General features: G+C 40.7%; 15 protein-coding genes and 1 tRNA gene. 13 read left to right on the top strand and 3 right to left on the bottom strand.

Annotation, left to right across the window (positions count from 1 at the left end):
- Positions 1-208: 208 nt before the first annotated feature.
- The 4 genes from IPZ59_RS00695 (at position 209) to IPZ59_RS00680 (ending at position 4,368) form a co-directional block, all read left to right on the top strand.
- Positions 209-1,651, top strand: coding sequence for a sodium:solute symporter family protein (locus IPZ59_RS00695; protein ID WP_236137971.1), 1,443 nt, complete (start codon positions 209-211; stop codon positions 1,649-1,651).
- Positions 1,644-2,093: a GNAT family N-acetyltransferase gene (locus IPZ59_RS00690; RefSeq protein WP_236137970.1), complete on the top strand. Its 450-nt coding sequence runs from the start codon at positions 1,644-1,646 to the stop codon at positions 2,091-2,093. The genes IPZ59_RS00695 and IPZ59_RS00690 overlap by 8 nt, the downstream gene beginning before the upstream one ends.
- A gap of 521 nt (positions 2,094-2,614) precedes the next feature.
- A complete protein-coding gene (locus IPZ59_RS00685) occupies positions 2,615-3,685 on the top strand; it encodes an alanine racemase (protein WP_236137969.1) in 1,071 nt (356 codons plus the stop codon).
- 95 nt (positions 3,686-3,780) lie between these two features.
- On the top strand, positions 3,781-4,368 hold the full coding sequence (locus IPZ59_RS00680) for a porin family protein (protein ID WP_236137968.1): 588 nt from the start codon (positions 3,781-3,783) through the stop codon (positions 4,366-4,368).
- 1,013 nt (positions 4,369-5,381) lie between these two features.
- Here the strand turns inward: IPZ59_RS00680 and IPZ59_RS00675 are convergent.
- Both IPZ59_RS00675 and IPZ59_RS00670 read right to left on the bottom strand, forming a co-directional pair.
- Positions 5,382-6,500, bottom strand: coding sequence for an SO2930 family diheme c-type cytochrome (locus tag IPZ59_RS00675; RefSeq protein WP_236137967.1), 1,119 nt, complete (start codon positions 6,498-6,500; stop codon positions 5,382-5,384).
- Between the two features lies 1 nt (position 6,501).
- Complete coding sequence (locus IPZ59_RS00670; protein ID WP_236137966.1) at positions 6,502-7,806, bottom strand: parallel beta-helix domain-containing protein; 1,305 nt, start codon at positions 7,804-7,806, stop codon at positions 6,502-6,504.
- Positions 7,807-8,023: 217 nt separating this feature from the next.
- On the opposite strand from IPZ59_RS00670, the gene IPZ59_RS00665 reads away from it, so the two are divergent.
- Entirely contained in the window at positions 8,024-8,569 is a 546-nt protein-coding gene (locus IPZ59_RS00665) for a porin family protein (protein WP_236137965.1), read from the top strand.
- Here IPZ59_RS00665 and ruvC read toward each other — a convergent pair.
- On the bottom strand, positions 8,566-9,141 hold the full coding sequence (ruvC, locus tag IPZ59_RS00660) for a crossover junction endodeoxyribonuclease RuvC (protein WP_236137964.1): 576 nt from the start codon (positions 9,139-9,141) through the stop codon (positions 8,566-8,568). The two genes, IPZ59_RS00665 and ruvC, sit on opposite strands and share 4 nt — an antisense overlap.
- 21 nt (positions 9,142-9,162) lie before the next feature.
- Here ruvC and IPZ59_RS00655 point away from each other — a divergent pair, with 21 nt between their 5' ends.
- From IPZ59_RS00655 to IPZ59_RS00620, 8 genes are all read left to right on the top strand, one after another.
- Positions 9,163-10,269: a glycosyltransferase gene (locus IPZ59_RS00655; RefSeq protein ID WP_236137963.1), complete on the top strand. Its 1,107-nt coding sequence runs from the start codon at positions 9,163-9,165 to the stop codon at positions 10,267-10,269.
- 33 nt (positions 10,270-10,302) lie between these two features.
- The gene (locus tag IPZ59_RS00650) at positions 10,303-10,554 is read left to right on the top strand and encodes a hypothetical protein (protein WP_236137962.1); all 252 of its coding nucleotides are present in this window, start codon (positions 10,303-10,305) and stop codon (positions 10,552-10,554) included.
- Between the two features lie 11 nt (positions 10,555-10,565).
- Positions 10,566-11,777, top strand: a complete 1,212-nt coding sequence (locus tag IPZ59_RS00645; RefSeq protein WP_236137961.1) for a PP2C family protein-serine/threonine phosphatase — start codon at positions 10,566-10,568, stop codon at positions 11,775-11,777.
- A 6-nt stretch (positions 11,778-11,783) separates the two neighbouring features.
- Positions 11,784-12,410 (top strand): polysaccharide deacetylase family protein, encoded by a 627-nt coding sequence (locus tag IPZ59_RS00640; protein WP_236137960.1) that lies wholly within the window; start codon positions 11,784-11,786, stop codon positions 12,408-12,410.
- Entirely contained in the window at positions 12,407-13,519 is a 1,113-nt protein-coding gene (locus IPZ59_RS00635) for a glycosyltransferase (protein ID WP_236137959.1), read from the top strand. Before IPZ59_RS00640 ends, IPZ59_RS00635 begins: the two co-directional genes overlap by 4 nt.
- A 60-nt stretch (positions 13,520-13,579) precedes the next feature.
- A complete protein-coding gene (locus IPZ59_RS00630; RefSeq protein WP_236137958.1) occupies positions 13,580-14,353 on the top strand; it encodes a TatD family hydrolase in 774 nt (257 codons plus the stop codon).
- A gap of 4 nt (positions 14,354-14,357) precedes the next feature.
- Positions 14,358-15,437 carry an asparaginase gene (locus IPZ59_RS00625; RefSeq protein WP_236137957.1) on the top strand — a complete coding sequence of 360 codons (1,080 nt, stop codon included), beginning with the start codon at positions 14,358-14,360 and terminating at the stop codon, positions 15,435-15,437.
- A gap of 73 nt (positions 15,438-15,510) precedes the next feature.
- Positions 15,511-15,598, top strand: a tRNA-Ser gene (locus IPZ59_RS00620).
- Positions 15,599-15,751 lie beyond the last annotated feature (153 nt).

The following is a 15,751-nucleotide window of genomic DNA, read 5'->3' as shown; positions in this document are numbered from 1 at the left end:
TGCAGATAAGTGTTGTTCTGTTAAAAATTTCTAGATTTTTAATGCATTAATTTAGGAGCTAGAAATGTAAATACTATAAAAATATAAGGATACGAGTTTTTAGAAAAGGTTTTATTTTACGGTTTCATGCTTTTAAACAAAATTTTATTTTTGTAAATTTGAAATATTATATCAATTAAAAATTTTGTTTTATTTTATCTAGAAAAACATGCATTACATTGACCTCGGCATATTTGTCGGGTACATGGTACTGATGTTAGGCGTAGGGTATTACTTCATGCGCCAAAATAAAAATCAGGACGATTACTACGTAGGAGGAAGGAATATTGGGAGCTGGCATATTGGATTGTCCGTTGTAGCTACTGATGTAGGTGGAGGCTTCTCTGTTGGGTTGGGAGGATTGGGCTTTGTAATGGGCCTTTCGGGTAGTTGGATGTTGTTTACAGGGCTTTTGGGCGCCTGGTTGGCAGCAGTTTTTTTGATTCCTCGAGTGAAGAGTGATCCTGCTTTTGCAAACTTTTACACCTTTCCTCAGATCTTCGAATATCTATTTGACAAAAAGGTAGGGGTTATTGCAGCTATTATCTCGTTGATAGGATATCTCGGTTTTACGTCTTCTCAGTTGTTGGCGGGTGCAAAATTGGCCTCAGGGACATTTCTAACACTGGGTTTGACAGAGGCCTTGGTCTTAATGGGTGTCATAGCAGTGGTTTATACCGTGCTAGGAGGCTTAAAGGCTGTAATTTACACTGACACTGTACAGTGGATTATTCTAATGCTGGGTTTTATTTTTATCGGTTTGCCGGTAGCCTACTTTTATGTGGGTGGTTGGGAACAAATACAGGCCACCTTACCGGATGCTTATTTTTCGTTGACCAATCTTCGCTGGCAGGATTTGGCTAACTGGGGTATTACCATCATTCCCATTTGGTTTATTGGGATGACCCTATATCAGCGGATATTTGCAAGCAGGGATGTAGCCTCAGCCAAGAAAGCCTGGTTTATTGCAGGTCTTTTTGAGTGGCCTATCATGGCTTTTATGGGTGTATCCTTGGGATTATTGTCCAAAGTGGCCTTTGAGCAAGGAATGCTGATCATCGATTTGGATGTGATGGATCCTGAAATGGGTTTACCAATCCTATTAAGAACAATTTTACCGCCGGGCATTTTGGGATTGATGATGGCGGCCTATTTTTCGGCAGTGCTATCCACAGCTGACTCTTGTTTGATGGCAGCATCGGGAAATCTTAGCACCGATATCTTTGGTTCATGGTTGCAACCGAAGTCCGAACAGGCCCAAATTCGGTACAGTCAGTTATTTACCTTAATTTTAGGAGTAATCGCACTTGTAGTAGCCTTACACATGACCAATGTATTGGACTTGATGTTGTATAGCTATGCATTTATGGTGTCGGGTCTGTTGGTGCCGATTTTATTTGGACTCTTTACTATCCATAGAAATCCCTTGGCTGCTGTATTTGCCATGCTGACAGGAGGGGTGGTTACAGCTGGGTTGGGTTTGTTAGGTTGGGAGCTTTTATGGGGCTTAGACCCAAATTTTTTCGGAGTATTGGCCTCTTTAGCAATGTATTTGCTTGTAAGTGTATTTAATAGAGATTATAAACAAAATAAAATTACAAAATATGCCTAGTATAGAAACGCTATCCGCAATGGATCAAGCTACCTATTTACAGAAAAAAGAAATTGCAGATTTTCTATTTGTTCACTTAGAAAAATATGGAGATCCGCATGAGCATATCATGAAATGTTTGGATTATGCATTGGATCAAGCAGTAGATAAAGGTGGATTTGTAGTGATGGCGAGAGAAAACCAAGCGGTAGTAGGGGCAGTAATCGTCAACAAAACAGGGATGTCTGGCTATATTCCTGAAAATATTCTGGTATATATCGCAGTTGACAGCTCTCAACGGGGAAAAGGCGTTGGTAAAAAATTAATGCAAACAGCTATTGACTTAGCCCAAGGAGATATCGCCCTTCACGTAGAACCGGATAACCCTGCCAAAGGACTGTATGAGTCTTTAGGGTTTACGAATAAGTATTTGGAGATGAGACTTACCAAAGGAAGAGTTTAGACTTGCCTGCCTCAAGCAGGAGCGAGAAGCGAGAAACGAGAGTAGAACCAAGAGCCAAGAATCAAGAAACAAGAGACCAAGCTCACAGAATACACGGAAAACGCAGAAAAATTCGCATTGAAAAATTTGTACCCAAAGAGAAAAATTAAGAATCAACTAGTTAGCTCCAGCCATTACCCAGGGTTTTAACTTGGGAAAACATGAGTATCTCCTAATTCATATACGTAGGTTTTAACCCACTATCATGGAACGTTATAAAACACATCAAATCAAAGGGATATATCTTTGAAAACTGTAAGGATTGGGATTTATCCATCTAGAAAGAAGCAAAAGCATTGGAGACAAAAGAAAAACAATGAAAAAAGTGTCAAGTATTTTCAAGACCGAGACTGTAGTTTAATTTCTCTTCTCCTGCTTGCAGCAGGCAAGTCTCGCTTCTCGTTTCTACCACCCAAAACCCTACTTGGTACAAAGTAGGGTACAACGTAAACTACAAGTGACTACTAAACGAACAACTAAAAATGGCATATCTGACTTTACATAGGCAAAAACTATCAGAGAATTTTAAATTCTTGCGAGGGATGTTTGAAAAGCATGATGTCTCTTGGGGAGTGGTTTCGAAGTTGTTTTGTGGAAACCGGAAATTTTTGAAAGAGTTGATTGATTTGGGTGTTCGGGAAATTCATGACTCACGCATCAGTAATCTTGCAAAAATCAAGGAGCTCAATCCGGAAATACAAACAGTCTACATCAAGCCTGTATCCAAGCGTAATGTTGCCAAAATGGTGACCTATGCGGATGTCAGTCTGAATAGTGAACTGAATTCTATCCGCTGGATTTCAGAAGAAGCTGTGAAACAGTGTAAGACCCATAAAATCATTATTATGGTGGAAACGGGAGATTTGAGGGAAGGCGTGATGGGAGATCATTTAGTGGATTTTTATGCACAGGTTTTTGACCTGCCCAATATTGAAATCATTGGCTTAGGAACCAATTTGAATTGTTTGAATGGAGTAATGCCGTCCACCGATAAATTGATCCAATTGAGTTTGTACAAACAGATCATTGAGCTCAAGTTTAATAAAAAAATTCCGTGGGTTTCTGCAGGTACTTCTGTAACGATTCCTTTGATGCTCCATCAGCAATTGCCTAAAGGAGTCAATCATTTTAGGATAGGGGAGACATTATACTTTGGTGTGGATCTATTTGAGGAGAAAGTGATTGAAGGCATGCATGGGGATGTGTTTGAGCTGTATGCAGAGATCATTGAAATGCAGGAAAAACCTTTATTACCTACGGGTGTTTTGGCTGCCAATCCCCAGGGTGAGGTCTTGGAAATTGATGAGGATTTGTATGGCAAATCATCTTTCCGCGCTATTTTGGATATTGGATTATTGGATATTGATCCTAAGTACTTGATTGCAGAGGATGGGGAGTTGGAAATTTTGGGAGCTAGTTCGGATATGCTTGTTTTGAACATAGGTACCAATCCCAAGGGCTATGCAGTAGGAGATACGATCAAATTTGATTTAAAGTATATGGGAGCTCTGGGCATTTTGAACTCTAGCTACATAGACAAGGTAGTAGTTTAATTGGGATATAAATATAATTTATTTATTTATAGTATAAGTTATATGTTGGCATGGTATTGGATATATATAAGTCATAACCAACTATTATTTATACTATGAAAAAGTTATTATTAGTATGTGCATTTGTTTTTAGTGTACTTGCTGTGCAAGCGCAGGATCAGAGCAGATTAGGTATAGGTGTCCGTGGAGGTGTCAACTTTTCTACTTTTGGAGGTGGGGATATTCAGGATGATGATTATTCCAATAGAACGGGATTAAGTGTAGGTTTATATGCAACAGTACCAATTTTACCTTTTTTGGCGGTAGAACCTGGAGTATACTATTCTATTAGAGGCACGAAAAATAATGACTTTGCCAATTCCCGGGCGGTGTTGGGTTATGTTGATATACCTGTATTGGCTCGTTTGTATGTAGGTAGTGCGTTTAATGTTTTCGCAGGTCCACAGCTATCATTTTTGCAATCTTCCCGATTTGAGGGAGATTTGTTTGGATCTACGGTAGGTTTCGATACCAATGCTGTTCGTGAAAGGGATTTTGGTGCGGTAGTAGGTGTTGGTTTCAATCCAGCGAAAAGTTTTAACGTGCAGGCGTCTTACAATTACGGAATGCAGCCTGTGTTCAAAAATTCTAATGTAGATGTCTACAATCGTGGATTTACTGTCTCGGTTGGTTATACATTCTAAGAATTATTGGAACTAAAGAAAGGCCTCTTCCACGAAAATGGGGGAGGTTTTTTTGTTTCACGCAGACCTGCCTGGCGGAAGACAGGGGCTCAAAGGCGCTGTTTTTGGAATGGTTTGCCACAAAGGCACGAAGGCACAAAGTTTTGTTGGTTTTGGGTACTTGGCGCAAAATCTTGGCTTGCTTCGCGGTTAATTATTTTTAGGCGGTCCACGAATGGCAGGCAGGAATGACACGAATTCTAAAATCAAAAAGTCCACAGATTTCGCAGATTAGCACAGAATAAATCTGAAATCTACCTTCTAAAATCTAAAATAGAATAGTCCACGAATGACACGGATTACACGAAGGGATCAGTGTTAGTTTCTTTTTTATCAATAGGATTGATGTGTTTGTATAGATTTTTTTATTTCAACTCAAAGCTTAGCAATTACTCTAATCCTCAAACCTCCCTGCGGTAGGCAGGTCTAAAATCTAAAGTTAAAAAGTCCACAGATTTCGCAGATTAGCACAGATTAAATCTGAAATCTACCTTCCAAAATCTAAAATAGAATAGTCCACGAATGACACGGATTACACGAAGGGATCAGTGTTAGTTTCTTTTTTATCGATAGGATTGATGATGTTGGATAGATTTTTATTGTTGGCGCATGGCCTAGTAATTTCACGAATTTTGAAATCTAAAATTTAAAAGTCCACAGATTTCGCAGATTAGCACAGAATAAATCTGAAATCTGCCTTCTAAAATCTAAAATAGAATAGTCCACGAATGACACGGATTACACGAAGGGATCATTGTTAATTTCTTTTTTATCAATAGGATTGATGATGTTGGATAGATTTTTTTATTTCAACTCAAAGCTTAGCATTTACTCCAATCCTCAAACTTCCCTACGGTAGGCAGGTCTAAAATCTAAAGTTAAAAAGTCCACAGATTTCGCAGATTAGCACAGATTAAATCTGAAATCTAAGATCTAAAATAAACCAACCATCTGCCTTATCCACATCCACATATTTACATCTCGTTAATCCATCGTTTTATTAGCTCTAATCCTTCTTGATGCACGGTAACTCTGCCGATTTCGGGCATGGCGGCGCCGACTTGGTTGGTACCCATGCGGTAGGTGAGGATGGATTCATCGGCTTTGCCGGGGACAATGTCGTATTTAAAACTTCCTGCTCCGAAACCTGCTGCCACAGGTGTTTTGAGTATCCCCAATTGTAGTGGTTCTGTTTCTTCATAGGTCAAAAATAGCCCCGAAGTACTGGCAGGTGCTTCTGCCCGATGGCAATGGGCACAGTTGATGTCCAAATAGGCTCGGGCTCTCAATTCGAGTGATTGGCTTTTGTCTTGGTAATTGATCATGGTGGGGTAAGTGCTTTCAAGTGAGAAGTTGTTGAGTTTGCCTGTATCAGCCCATTTGACCAATTGATTCTGAGTACCATCTTCAAAAGTGATGGCATGATTCAAATGCTTGACTTTTACTCCTATCGGGGCAAGCTGCTCATGGATGTTATGGCAGCTCTTGCATTGATTTTTGTTCGGAATGATGTAATTGATAAGCTGTGTTTGTCCTTCCTCATCAATCCAACTCACTTGTTTTTCCCCTCCGATTACTTTTAGCTGCGCATCGGATTGATCATCTGACCAAACATAGGGGTAGGCCTCCCATTGTTCATTAGCTTTCACCATCAAGCGAGTTTCTATGATTCTACGCTCTTCCTCGGGTTTACGGAAATCCATGGGGTAATAAAAGTTTTTGATAATGACTGTTCCCGCGGGAAAATCCATCGTGCCTTCCTCATCCGTGTGAATACTCGCAGCAGTCCCCTCCGGCATCCAAATGTATCGGGATTTGAATGCATAATCTGTGAATAAGGAAGAAGCGGGTTCATACAACAATACGCCTTCATTGGGGGTAAGGCTTCGCATGACTCCTTTGAAAAAACCGTAATCCGATAATTTAGCCAATGGGAATTCATCCAAATTTAATTCAGCTGGATTTTTATCGGGTGCTTGAAAGTCTACAAATTCCGGCAAAGCAATTACCGCATGTTGTTCTTTTGTTGGCTGGGAACAAGCAAATACCATCAACAGGGAAAAATAGAAAGGTATGAAATAACTACTACGCATATTAATTGGCTAAACTTAGTGAAGATACATCAGTGGAGATGCTAAGGGAACAGTTGAAGAAACTATGGTCCTTGGAGGACTTGATATTGGATTCCCCTTCCCACAGGTCAAATAGGGTGAAGCGGAGTTTGTCCATAGAGGCTTCCTTGATACAAATATTCATAGGATTTTCTTCTATGCTTGAGGCTACCGATGTATCCCAAAATCCATCGTACACAATATCCTGACTTTTCCCTTTGCCATGGGCGTTGTATACCGATATCAATTGTCCCATTTCTTTGCTAAGATCTGGGATCTTTCTGCTGCGTTGATAATCATTGCTGTGTAGGTAGATATTTTTTGAAAAAGGTGACCAATTGGCGGCATCCATGGGGAAACCTGTGACATGGTAATTGGCGATAGCAATGCCTACCGTCTTGTTTTGGTGAATTCGATTGTTGTAGATTTCCACATCCTTTGCGGCTAATAAAACGATTCCCGAACCGGGAGGAATCATGGTTACCGTATTGCCGTTGGGATCTTCGCCTATAGGAGTGGCAAAATTGACATGATTATTGGAGAGGATGTCATTATCGTAGATCTTGGTGCCTATTCCATCTGATTTGGGTAATCCTGGCAAGTTAAATACCAAAATGCCGCCTGAATTATCCCGTGCTGTGTTCCCATATACTTCTGCATTATCAGAGTTTTCGATTTCGATGCCAGCCACATTTCCGAAAGCCAATGAATTTCTGACGATGATATTTTCCGATTGTCCTACATAAATTCCCGCATCCTTGGAATGGGAGGCAATGCATTCATCTATGAGTACATTTTTACATTGGACGGGATAGATGGCGTAGGTGCCATTTTTGGATTTGTCTCCGTTGGTCCACGTGACATTGATGCGGTAAAATGTAATTCCGTCGCAGTGCTGGCTTTTGATGCCATCACCTGGGGCATCTTCAATGCTAAGATCTTGTATACGAATATTATTTCCAACCAATTTGACACCTTCACCGCCCGACCTAAGATCTCGAAAGGATAATACCGTTTCGGCCATTCCAGCACCTTTGATGGTGATATTGGATTTGTTGTCTAAAATCAGTTGGGTTTTGATGGCATAAAATCCAGCAGGAATTTCAATTACTTCACCATCTTGAGCCATGATAAATGCTTCGACTACTTGATCTACTTCTTCCTGACTTGCTTTTCTGAGTTTGCTGGAGTCAAAAGTCATCTCTGTGCTGCTTTCTGAGCATCCAAAAATCAAGACTAGTATAAGGAGGGGAATTAGTGTTTGAAAAGAGTAGGGGAGGTTCTTCATGAGCTGTTTGGGTTTATGTTTGGCTAATTGGCCTGAATAGTTAAAGAAAATTTCGCAAAAAATCAAGGGGGAAGTGATTGGTGACTAGTGAGCAGTTAACCGTGAGCAGTGAACTCAAGTTTTTCTGATCATTTTGCATGATTCATTCGTGGATTCTAGTATATTCGGGGCGTTTTGAAAAGTATCAAAATCACCAATAATTAAAACAATAGAAGCCATGAAAAAACTACTTCTCCTATTGATACTTTCTTCGGTAGGGATGCAGGCAAATGCTCAGTTCGGGGTACGTGCAGGGGCAAATGTGTCCAATATCAATCAGTTTGCATTTGCTAACCGTGCGGGGATTCATCTTGGGGCCTATTATGCTTATGAGTGGAAGGAAAACATTGTATTGGAAGCTGGGGCTTATTACAGTCAAAAAGGATATAATGATCAAAAAAGCTCAGGTATCTCGGAAAATTTCAATTATCTCAGTGTTCCTGTGATAGCCCGTTATAAATTTTTGGATCAGTTCAATGCATTTTTGGGACCTCAAGCGAGTATACTTGCTGGAAGAAAAAGAACAAATCCAGATGGTACCATTTCACAGACTACTGCTATTTTGCGAGGATATGATTTGTCTGCTTTGGTAGGCGTAGGGATGGACTTACCTCAAGGTTTCAATGTACAAATTGCCTATGATTATGGGTTGATTAGTCTAAATTACTTTGACTTCAATGTCAAAAACAGAACGCTGCAATTATCCGTAGGGAAAAGTTTTTAAGATTTAAGACGGTCTGGATTTTCTTGTAAAAAGGATTTCCAGCCGCCTGTTCTACCCCTTGTCTGCAATCTTCCTGCATGAAAATGATGGCATAGTGCTACCGCCAATGCGTCTGTGGCATCTAAAAGTTTGGGCAATTCCTGAATATGCAGCAGGGTCTTCAACATTTCGGCTACTTGCTCTTTAGAAGCATTTCCATTTCCGGTTACTGATTGTTTGACTTTTTTGGGGGAATATTCAGCAATAGGAATTTCTCTGGCCAAGGCTGCTGCCATAGCCACGCCTTGTGCTCTTCCCAATTTGAGCATGGATTGTATATTTTCGCCATAAAATGGAGCTTCCAATGCAACTCCATCGGGATGAAACTCATCGATTAGTCCTGTGATGCGTTCAAAGATTTTTTTTAATTTAAGTTCATGAGTGGTATATTTTTTTAAATGAATCACTCCAAACTGTAGTAGACTGTATTTATTCCCTTCCACCAAGATTAAGCCATAACCCATCACATTTGTGCCGGGGTCAATACCTAAAATAATTTTTTCGGAAGCGGGTTTTTTGATTACATTACTCATTCCTGCAAATTACGCCATTTCATGTTTACCTTGTACATATTCTTTGGGATAGTTTATCAGCTCCTTTTGTTAGGCTTGCATCGGCTAGCAAGTGTTCCGCACAAATTGCATCTTTCAAGCAAGCATAAACCTGTGAGTATTATTTTGCCGTTTAGAAATGAAGCGATGCATTTGAATCAGTGCTTGGAAAGCATTCTTTCCAATAAGTATCCTGTTTTTGAGATTTTATGTGTGGATGATCATTCGACGGATAAAAGTTGTCTGATTGTTAGACAAATCCAAGAGAGATTTCCTCAGTTCAAGATTCGTTTACTTTCCAATCCAGGTGAAGGTAAGAAGGCTGCCGTCAGTTATGCTCTTGAAAACAGTGCTTATGAGCTGATTTTGACGACTGATGCCGATTGTGTAGTTTCTACAAATTGGATTGAAGCTATGGCGTTTGGATTGCAGGAGCATACCCAATTGGTGGCAGGACCTGTGATGAGTATAGATAAGGGAGGGTTTTTCCACGGATTTCAACAAGTGGATTGGGCAAGTATTGGACTTGTGACGCGAATGGGGATATACACAGGAAAGCCGCTGATGTGCAGTGCTGCCAATATGCTGTATCGAAAGTCTGCTTTTCAACAGGTGGAGGGATATACGGGCAACGAGCAAGTACTTTCAGGAGATGATGAATTTTTGTTAAAAAAAATCAATACTTGTTTCGGCCCTTCTGCGATAGCTTTTCAGGCTGAACCTGAAGCACTCGTATTTACTGAACCAATAGAGAACTGGCGGAAGTTGTTTCAGCAACGAATTCGTTGGGCATCCAAATGGAGAGCTCACGGATTCAACTACCACGTGCTTGCTGCGTTGTTCCCAACGCTAGTTCAAATGGGATTTTTTTTCTTATTCATTTTTCCGTTTTTATCACCGGAGTTTTGGTGGTTGGCTTGTTTGTTGCTTGCGATGAAGGTGTATGTGGAACGATTTGTGTTAGGGGCACTGTTGCAATCATATGGGATATCCCAACCACCTAAAGTATGGCTACTGACTTCGCTGGTACATCCTGTATATGTGGTAGCGGTTGGTATTCAGACTTTTTTTCGAAAAATCGAATGGAAGGGAAGAAAATCTTTCAGATAGCATTAATTTAGCGAAATAAATAGGTAAAAATCCATGACAGATCTGGAATTTGATTTATTGGATGAGTTGTATTTTGTCCAACATTATGATTATATCAAAGATACCTTGGGTTGGGAAGATGCTCAATTGTTGGATACACTTGCATCCTTATGCCAAAAAGGCTTCATCAAGTGTTTATTCGAGCCTGATGAGGAGGTTTTCCGCACGGTTGATTTCAAAAAAGAGGGCCAAAACTTATATTATTTAGCTACTAAAAAAGGTTTAATGGAGCATAATGCTCTTTAATTGATAGATCATTGACGTTGCAAACAGAAAAATATCATAAAAAAGAATTAGAGCTTAAGGCACTACTGGAGATCACGCAAGCGATCAATGAGAATAAGCCTGCAAATGTCCTGCTGGATATTTTTAAGTTTACCTGCTTGGTACACTTAAATATCAAATCCATATTGCTGTACATGCAAGGTAGTGAATCCTATGAAAAGAAACTTGCACATGGGGTCAAGGGCGTTGTCCCTGAGTTTATCCCAAGAAGTTCTGTAACCTATGACAAATCTGCGGGTACACTTAACTTGGAAGTAGATCAGGGCTATTCTTTTGGTGAGCTTGAAAATTACTTACCGGTTTTTCACAAAGACAACATGTTGGCGATTCTTTTCCTTCGCAAAAAGGATCCCGAGTTAGAGCTTGATTTGGACTTTACTCAAGCTTTGACCAATATTCTGGTAGTCGCATTGGAAAATAAGCGTTTTGCCAAAAAGCAATTGGAACAGGAGCGTTTGAATAGAGAAGTAGAGATTGCAAGTAATGTGCAGCGCATGCTTTTTCCAGCTCAATTGCCAAAGTCTTCGCCTTTGCACGCCAAAGTCACCTATGTGCCACATTCCACGGTAGGTGGTGATTACTATGATTTGATTCATAAATCTAAAGATGAAGTGTTTTTCTGCATTGCGGATGTATCGGGAAAGGGGATGCCTGCCGCCTTATTGATGTCAAATTTTCAGGCTGCTTTGCGGACCTTGTTGCGGAGTTCCTCTGATCTACAGATGATTGTAGAGCAATTAAATTATACACTTTTTGAAAATACTAAGGGAGAGCGATTCATAACCTTTTTCTTAGGCTACTATAATTACAAAGAGCGGAAACTTTCCTACATCAATGCAGGTCACAATCCTCCTGTTTTATGTTGGGAAAAAGAAAATAGATCTGAATTGCTAGGAGCGGGGACGACTATCCTTGGTGCCTTTGAAGAGTTGCCTTTTTTGGAAGTGGGTAGTCGAGAACATCTCAAAGGCTTTACCATTCATTTATATACAGATGGCTTGACTGAAAGTATGAATCCTCAAGAAGAAGAGTATGGAGATCATCGATTTATGCAGTTTGTAAAGAAGCGGTTACATCTGAATCCGGATGAGTTTCATGCCCTGTTTTTTCAGGAGTTAAAGGGTTTCAATCAAGGAGCGCCACAGCGAGATGATGTGACTATGCTGAGCATACAATTTTCCTAAACGATCATGGTACTGCATCATATACCTTCTTGGATTCCCTATCTGCTCAAAGATATTACCTGGCACAAAGACAGGGATGCTCCCAAGATTTACCTGACTTTTGATGACGGTCCCGTACCTGGTGTGACAGATTTTATTTTAGAACTTTTAGCCCTGCGATCGATGACTGCAACCTTCTTTGTTGTAGGGGATAATGTAGTCAAACATGCAACCTTAGCGCAGGAACTGCTGGCAAATGGACATAGTATTGGCAATCACACATTTCATCATCTCAAAGGCACTCAAACCAAGGATTGGACGTATTTAAAAGATGTCCTTCGCTGTCAGCATGCCATTCAAGATACGCTCGGGTGTTCTCCCAGACTTTTCCGTCCACCGTATGGAGTGATGAACAAGGGGCAATTAGATGCGCTGAAAAATACCTATGAAATTGTTTTATGGGATGTTTTGAGCGGGGATTACGATCCGCAACAAGCTGCATCAACATGCTTGCAAAAGTCCATGCAGTATACGCAAGCTGGGTCGATTGTGCTCTTTCATGATCAGGAAAAGACCAGGGATAAAATCAGGAAAGTACTTCCAGACTACTTGTCTTGGGTAACTGATCAAGGATTTCAGACAGCGAGCTTATGATGGCATTCGTGGCGTTAGGGATTGTTGGTGGGTTGATTTTGCAGGATGTGCTATTGATTGTATTTCTGCACGTTAATTTTAAGAGTTTTGACAGATCAAAAAAAACCACATGTAGTTGGCCGCTGGTTAGTATACTCATCCCATTTCGCAACGAGGCGACAAATGTTCCCAGAATAGTGGCATCTCTTGAGTCCTTAGATTATCCTTTGGATTCTTTGCAAATCATTTTAGGAGACGATGGAAGTGAGGATGAGACAGGTACATTGCTGCAATCATGGGCAGTTAACTTTTCACATGTGAATTTTTTTTCTTTAGATAAGCCAGCTGATTTCACGGGCAATGGGAAAGCATGGGCATTGCAGCATTTATGTACACATGCGGTAGGGGAATATCTGTTGTTTACAGATGCCGATTGTAATCTACCAGCTTCATGGGTGAAAGCCATGGTGGGTGCTGCCAAGGATGCAGATGCTGCTATGGTGACAGGCGTGACTCATGTAGAAGCTTCCAATACCTTTGCTGTCATGCAGTCGTTGGATTGGTGGCTCAATTTGGGTATGGTCAAGATAGTTTCGGACCTAGGGACCAATATTACTTCTATGGGTAATAATATGTTGTTGCGCAGAAGTGATTATGCGCAGACTGGAGGTTTTCAACAAACTTATCATAGCTTGACAGAGGATTTTGAGATGTCTAGATGTATTTCAAGATTAGGAGGGAAGCATATTCATCTCGTCAGTTCGGATAACCTGATTACCACACAATTGATCCCTACTTTTACTGGCTTGCTCCAACAACGCAAGCGGTGGATGCGTGGTGCCATGGGTTTGCCGGTGTATTGGAAAGTGTTGTTAGGCTTGCAGGTGTTGTTTTTTCCAGCTATTGTGATCCTCGTGATTTTATCGTTTTGGAAAGGAATATTGCTGTGGCTGGGCAAATTGCTAATTCAGTCTCTTTTTCTTGTTTTTTTTGCATCAAAAACAGCTCAAAAAATAAAAATTTGGCATTTATGCCTATTTGAAATTTATTATTTCTTTACCGCTTGGTGTACGATAGTTTATTATTTTTGGCCTGGAAAAACTGTTTGGAAGGGTAGAAAATACTCCTAAGACGAACAAGCTTTGTCAAAGCTGTGTTAATCCATACATCGACTAAACCTATTTACTGTTGTGGCTTACATTGATTCCCACGTTCATATTTATTCATCCAAGTATGAAGAGGACCGTTCGACGGTCATACAGTCCGCTTTTGAACAAGGCGTAACGAAACTCTACATGCCCAATATTGATATTCCCTCCATCGATATGATGTTGGATGCGGAGTTACGGTATCCGGATATTTGCATTCCAATGATGGGCTTGCACCCTTGCGATGTGACTAAAGACTTTGAAAAAGATTTGTACATCATGGAAGATTGGATTTCTAAACGGGATTTTGCTGCTATTGGGGAAACAGGGCTTGATTTATATTGGGATAAGACTTTTTTTGAGCAGCAAAAAGTAGCACTCCGCATTCAAATCCAATGGGCAAAAGCCAAAGGTTGGCCGATTGTTCTCCATTGCAGAGAAAGTATGGAGGAAGTCTTGCAGATTATTCGAGAGGAACAAGATGGTAGCTTAAAGGGGATTTTTCATTGCTTTTCAGGAACTTTGGAGCAGGCTAAAGAAGTTGTGAAGTTGGGTTTTCTTTTAGGAATTGGCGGTGTTGCTACCTTTAAAAATGGAGGCTTGCAGCCTATATTATCGGTTATTGGCTTGGAGCATTTGGTGTTAGAAACAGATGGTCCATATTTGGCGCCTACTCCTCATCGAGGCAAACGAAATACGCCTGAATTCATACCATTGATTGCCCAGGTGGTGGCTGATATACTAGCCAAATCTTTGGATGAAGTAGCTTCTATCACGACCAAAAATTCACTCAAAATTTTTCACCCAACCTCCTAGTGCCATGAATTATAAAATTGTACGTCTGAATACTGTTGCTAAAAGTGAGATAACTTCATCTGTATTGATTATTTATACAGGGGGCACACTCGGGATGTCTTATGATGCATCCGGCGCTTTGGTTCCGTTTAACTTTGGTCAAATCTTGGATAAGATTCCTACACTTACCCATATGAATATTGCCATTACAGTGATCTCCTTTCCTGAGCCGATTGATTCCTCTAATGTCAATATGCAGCATTGGGTGGATATGGCCTACATCATTTATGAAAATTATGATAGCTACGATGGCTTTGTGATTTTGCATGGGACCGATACCATGGCTTATTCTGCTTCCATGTTGAGCTATATGCTGAGTGGATTGACCAAGCCGGTGGTGTTTACAGGGGCACAATTGCCCATATCAGCGATGCGCTCCGATGCACGAGAAAATCTGATGACAGCTTTGGAAATTGCAACGGCAAAAGCCAATGGCAGGCCGGTAGTCCCGGAAGTTTGTATTTTCTTCAACCATATGTTGCTGAGAGGAAACCGCTGTAAGAAGGTTCAGAGTGTGCATTTTGATGCCTTTGAGTCTGAAAATTATCCTCCTTTGGCAGAGGCAGGGATTATTATAGACTACAATTTTGCCGCGATCCAGCCTTTCGATGAAGGGAAGAAGCTTTTTTACAGCAATAAAATGGATAATCATGTGATGATTGTTAAGTTGTATCCTGGAATTACCGAGCAAGTGTTGGATGCTTGCTTTGATATGGAAGGGTTGAAGGGTGTGGTTTTGGAAACCTATGGCTCGGGAAATAGTCCAAGCGATGGGTGGTTTACAGGATCGATTAAGAGAGCCATAGCGAAAGGCTTGATCATATTGAATGTATCTCAATGTAACGGAGGTCGCGTGATCCAAGGACGTTATCAGACGAGTAAGGACTTGTTGGATATGGGAGTATTGAGTGGAGGAGATATCACCACGGAGGCGGCGATTACGAAGATGATGTTTCTCTTGGGCAATGAGACGAATAAACAATTGATCAAGCAAAAGTTGATAACCCCTTTGGCGGGAGAGATGTCGCTGATGGGGTTAAATTGATTTTTTTCGGGCAATAGTTGCAAAGGCTGGGATAAATTCATTTCTTTGCACTCCGATTGAGAATCGACCACACAGAGAGGTGTCCGAGTGGTTGAAGGAGCACGCCTGGAAAGCGTGTATACCCCTAAAGGGTATCGAGGGTTCGAATCCCTTCCTCTCTGCAACAAGCCAACTTTAGAAATAGAGTTGGCTTTTTTTATGCCCATAGTTTTAGTATTCCAAATCGGAAGGGATGAGAACCCACGATTAACAAACAATGGGTTCGAAATCGACCAAAGGGAGATTCGCGAGGGGTGGTGTGGCATGCCCAGTGG

Origin of the sequence: Mongoliitalea daihaiensis (assembly GCF_021596945.1) — a bacterium.
In the GTDB taxonomy this organism is placed as follows: domain Bacteria; phylum Bacteroidota; class Bacteroidia; order Cytophagales; family Cyclobacteriaceae; genus Mongoliitalea; species Mongoliitalea daihaiensis.
This window is presented reverse-complemented; position numbering and strand designations above follow the sequence as displayed.

Bases quoted from the DNA above. Each gene is read 5' to 3' on its own strand.
- ruvC (WP_236137964.1), bottom strand. From the start codon at position 9,141: ATGAGTAATGTAATCAAAAAACCCGCTTCCGAAAAAATTATTTTAGGT.
- IPZ59_RS00655 (WP_236137963.1), top strand. From the start codon at position 9,163: ATGTTTACCTTGTACATATTCTTTGGGATAGTTTATCAGCTCCTTTTG.
- IPZ59_RS00680 (WP_236137968.1), top strand. From the start codon at position 3,781: ATGAAAAAGTTATTATTAGTATGTGCATTTGTTTTTAGTGTACTTGCT.
- IPZ59_RS00665 (WP_236137965.1), top strand. From the start codon at position 8,024: ATGAAAAAACTACTTCTCCTATTGATACTTTCTTCGGTAGGGATGCAG.
- IPZ59_RS00675 (WP_236137967.1), bottom strand. From the start codon at position 6,500: ATGCGTAGTAGTTATTTCATACCTTTCTATTTTTCCCTGTTGATGGTA.
- IPZ59_RS00625 (WP_236137957.1), top strand. From the start codon at position 14,358: ATGAATTATAAAATTGTACGTCTGAATACTGTTGCTAAAAGTGAGATA.
- IPZ59_RS00650 (WP_236137962.1), top strand. From the start codon at position 10,303: ATGACAGATCTGGAATTTGATTTATTGGATGAGTTGTATTTTGTCCAA.
- IPZ59_RS00685 (WP_236137969.1), top strand. From the start codon at position 2,615: ATGGCATATCTGACTTTACATAGGCAAAAACTATCAGAGAATTTTAAA.
- IPZ59_RS00640 (WP_236137960.1), top strand. From the start codon at position 11,784: ATGGTACTGCATCATATACCTTCTTGGATTCCCTATCTGCTCAAAGAT.
- IPZ59_RS00635 (WP_236137959.1), top strand. From the start codon at position 12,407: ATGATGGCATTCGTGGCGTTAGGGATTGTTGGTGGGTTGATTTTGCAG.
- IPZ59_RS00690 (WP_236137970.1), top strand. From the start codon at position 1,644: ATGCCTAGTATAGAAACGCTATCCGCAATGGATCAAGCTACCTATTTA.
- IPZ59_RS00695 (WP_236137971.1), top strand. From the start codon at position 209: ATGCATTACATTGACCTCGGCATATTTGTCGGGTACATGGTACTGATG.
- IPZ59_RS00670 (WP_236137966.1), bottom strand. From the start codon at position 7,806: ATGAAGAACCTCCCCTACTCTTTTCAAACACTAATTCCCCTCCTTATA.